Below are 3,656 nucleotides of genomic sequence, written 5' to 3' on the forward strand. Positions count from 1 at the left end.
TTGCGTTGCAGCCGGCCTTAGCGTTTCAGGCGCCCGTCATGCGCACCATCCACGCTGCCATGTCGCGCTCGATCGGGCTGCCTTCCTGCTGGGCGGCGAGAATGCGGGCGCGGTCGGCCGCGGGGCGGTTCTGGCTGAGCTTGAACTTGGCTTCGACTCGCGCCGGCACGATGCGCAGGCCGACAATCGCACCCAGCATCTTCTGCTGGAAATCCTCCGGCAGCTCCCGCCATTGCGCGGCGTAGCCGGGCTCATTCTGCGCGATCAGGCGCTTGAGCAGCGCATCCTTGGCATCGGCGTCGTGAATCGTGGCGATTTCCGCGTACACATGCACGGCGACGTAGTTCCAGGTCGGCACCGACAGCTTCTGCTCGTACAGCGCGGGCGAGACATAGCCGTGCGGGCCCTGGAACACCAGGAGCGCGCGCGGCGTCTGCTCCAGCCAGCGCCAGTGCGGGTTGGCGCGCGCCATATGGCCTTCGATCAGCCAGGCGTCGCCGCTGCGTTCCGCCACCACCGGCAGATGGGTGGCGAACGGCAGCCCGTCGGCGTCATTGCCGATCAGGGTGGCGAAAGGGTAGCGGCGCATGACTTCGTCGATGGCGTCGCTTTCGGTGCTGGCAAAGTGGTTTGGCGTGTACATGGGCTCAATACAGGGTTTGCTTCATCCGGGCTGGCTGCGATGCGTCGTACTCGACGCCGTCGAAGGGATTCCGGCTCACGGCGGCCAGGATGGTGCCGTTGCTCGGCAGGCTGCTGCGCGCCACCTGTGTCTGCGGGTCCCACAACCTGGATCGCACCAGCGCGCGGGCGCACTGGAAGAACACCGACTGGATCGAGATCACCAGCACCGTGGCCGGCGCCTTGCCGTCCACCATGCAGCGCGCGATCAGCGCCGGGTCGACCGAGATATGGGCGGTGCCGGCCACCCGGATGGTCTCGTCCACGCCGGGAATCAGGAACAGCAGGCCCACGCGCGGGTCCGCGATGATGTTGCGCAGGCTGTCGAGGCGGTTGTTGCCGCGCCGGTCCGGCAGCAGCAAGGTGCGCTCGTCGAGCACCTGGACAAAGCCGGGCGCGTCGCCGCGCGGCGAGCACTCGGCATACTCCCCGCCTACCGTGGAGAGCAGGCAGAGCGGGGCGGCCTCGACAAAGGCGCGGTAGTGCGGATGCAGGTAATCGACTTCCTTGGCGAGCGAGGCCTCGCTGGCCTGCGCGTAGCGGGCTTCCAGTTCGGCCAGCGTGGTCAGGGCGTGCGGCGTGATCATGTCGGTGTGCGCGTGCGGGTTGCGCGTCAGGGCTGATGGGCGGGGCGGATCTCACTGTAACGCAGCTGCGCGTGGTTTGTCGCGCTTGCCCGCCCCGCGCCACCATGCACGATCGGGCTGCGTGTTACAGGTTGATGGTGCCGCGGCCCAGTTCGATCACGCGTCCGCCCACGCGGATCGCCTGCCCGGCGGTCACTTCCAGCCGCAGCGTGCACGGCCGGTCGACCGCCTCTCCCTGCGCGATCCGGTATCCGGCCGGCAGCGCGTGGCCGCTGGCGATCAGCCAGCCGCCCAGGTTGGCGCAGGCCGATCCGGTACCCGGGTCCTCGGCCACGCCACCGCCCTGCTTGGTGAAGAAATAGCGCGCCACCACCTGTTCCGGCCGCGTCGGATCGAAGGCAAAGACGTAGGCGGTCTTGCGGCCCAGGCTGCTCTGCGGCCAGGCCGCCAGCCGCGCGCTGTCGGGCTGCGCGCGGCGCACGGCGTCGACATGCTTCACAGGCACCAGCAACTGGTCGGCGCCGGTGTCGACCCACATCGGCGAATCCAGCAGGTCGGACTCGGCAAGGCCGAGCAGGGAGGCCATTTCCGCATCCGGCAGGCCGGCCGGCGCCGTCTTCGGCTGGCCTGCATGCGGCGCCGTGAAGGTCCACACGTCGCCCTGCGCGGTCACGGGAACCACGCCCGCCTTGAATTCGAGCGTGAGCGCGTCGCCGGTAGCGGCCAGGTCGCGCACCACATGCGCCGTGCCCAGCGTGGGATGGCCGGCAAAGCGCATCTCATAACCCGGCGTGAAAATCCGGACCTGGGCGCTGGCTTGCCCGGAGGGCAGGATGAAGGTGGTCTCGGACAAGTTGAACTGCAGCGCCAGGGCCTGCATGGTGGCGTCGTCGAGCCCGCGCGCATCCTCGAATACGCACAGGGGATTGCCGCCGAAAGTGGATTCGGCGAAAACGTTGAGCAGGCGGTAAGCGTAGGCGGTCATGGCTGTTCGGGCTGGAAGTGGAAGTGGAAGGGGCCAGTGTAAATCGCCACCCGGAGTACGCCATGCACAGTCGACGGGATGGCTGGCGGGCCAGTTGCTGACAGTTGGCCTGGGCTCGGGACCAGCAGGGCACGATCCATGCGAGGCCGGCGTCCGTGCGGCCGGTTCCGGCATGACCGGATTTCCGGCGAATCCGGAAGAACCTAGGGGTATTCGCTGCTAAATGCGAATACTGGCTGACGGTATAGTAGCGGCGCCGGTGGCTTGTCTCGGTCCGGCCGTTCCAGCATGAAGGCCACCAGAGGATGCCCATGGCGAGCAAGACGGAATTGTTTGGTGGCTTGGCCACGACGTTGAGCGTATGGATCGCGGCGGCTGCCGGGCTTGCCTGTCTCTCATCGGCGGTCGCGGCCCCTCTCTCCTTCGCATCGTCGCCCGCCGAAATCGCAACGACCGTGCTCGAGGATGAGCCCGGCACCGTGGCGGTGGGCATCTGGCGGGACAAACAGGATCGCTACGCCGTACAACGTCGTCGCGTGGGATCGGCCAGTGAGATCGTGGAGGGCGGCGATCCGGATGCACTGCCGTTGTTCGAGATCGGCTCCATCAGCAAGTTGTTCACGGGCCTGCTGCTCGCGCAGGCCGTCGAGCGGGGCGACCTGTCGCTGGATGACAACCTCGGCAAACTTCTGCAGGGCCAGGCAGCGCTGAAGCCGGAGACCGCCGCCATCACGCTGCGCCAGCTCGTGACGCACAGCGCCTGTCTGCCCCGCGAGCCGCAGGATTTTCCCGGCTACGGGACCGAAAACCCGTTCTCCCAGCATGACCGCCGGAAGCTGCTTGCCGGTCTTTCCGGGCTGACGCTGGAACACGCGCCACCCTGCGGCGCGGCGTACAGCAATCTGGGGATGGGCTTGCTCGGGCAACTGCTTGCCGACCGGTACGGCAAGCCTTGGGATGTGCTTGTGCGCGAGAACATCACCGGACCGCTGGGCATGCGCAGCACGTTCCAGTTCCCGGGGCCGCAGGCCAAGGCGCTCGCGGCCGGCTATAGCCACGAAGAGACCCGGGCGCCATGGGACTTCGATGCATTGTCGGGCGCCGGCGCGCTGCGCTCGACGGCCCCGGACCTGCTCATCTTCGCGCGTGCCATGATGGCCGGCAGCGCCGGACCGCTCGGTCCGGCAGCGGAGCGGGCGCTCACGCCGCTGGCCCGCTACCGTGGCGAGGAGATCGGCTACGCCGTGCTGATCCGCGGGCCGGCCGGCCATCGCACGTATTACCACGACGGACTGACAGGGGGCTACCGCGCCTTGCTGGCCTTCGCGCCGGACACGCAGGAAGCGGCCGCCGTGCTGGTGAGCAACACCCATGCGCCCTCATACAAGGTCCTGCTGGGCATC

General features: G+C 68.1%; 4 protein-coding genes. 1 reads left to right on the forward strand and 3 read right to left on the reverse strand.

The annotated features are described in order from the left end of the window. Positions 1-25: 25 nt before the first annotated feature. The 3 genes from CF70_RS10930 to CF70_RS10940 form a co-directional block, all read right to left on the reverse strand. Positions 26-643 (reverse strand): FMN-binding negative transcriptional regulator, encoded by a 618-nt coding sequence (locus tag CF70_RS10930; RefSeq protein ID WP_035864032.1) that lies wholly within the window; start codon positions 641-643, stop codon positions 26-28. A gap of 4 nt (positions 644-647) precedes the next feature. Beyond that, on the reverse strand, positions 648-1,265 hold the full coding sequence (locus tag CF70_RS10935) for a pyridoxamine 5'-phosphate oxidase family protein (protein ID WP_152561770.1): 618 nt from the start codon (positions 1,263-1,265) through the stop codon (positions 648-650). A gap of 127 nt (positions 1,266-1,392) precedes the next feature. Further along, positions 1,393-2,253 (reverse strand): PhzF family phenazine biosynthesis protein, encoded by an 861-nt coding sequence (locus tag CF70_RS10940; RefSeq protein WP_035864037.1) that lies wholly within the window; start codon positions 2,251-2,253, stop codon positions 1,393-1,395. 311 nt (positions 2,254-2,564) lie between these two features. On the opposite strand from CF70_RS10940, the gene CF70_RS34745 reads away from it, so the two are divergent. Next, positions 2,565-3,656: serine hydrolase domain-containing protein (locus CF70_RS34745; RefSeq protein ID WP_160172251.1), on the forward strand; the 1,092-nt coding region annotated here is incomplete at its 3' end.

The organism is Cupriavidus sp. SK-3 (genome assembly GCF_000611145.1).
Taxonomy (GTDB): domain Bacteria; phylum Pseudomonadota; class Gammaproteobacteria; order Burkholderiales; family Burkholderiaceae; genus Cupriavidus.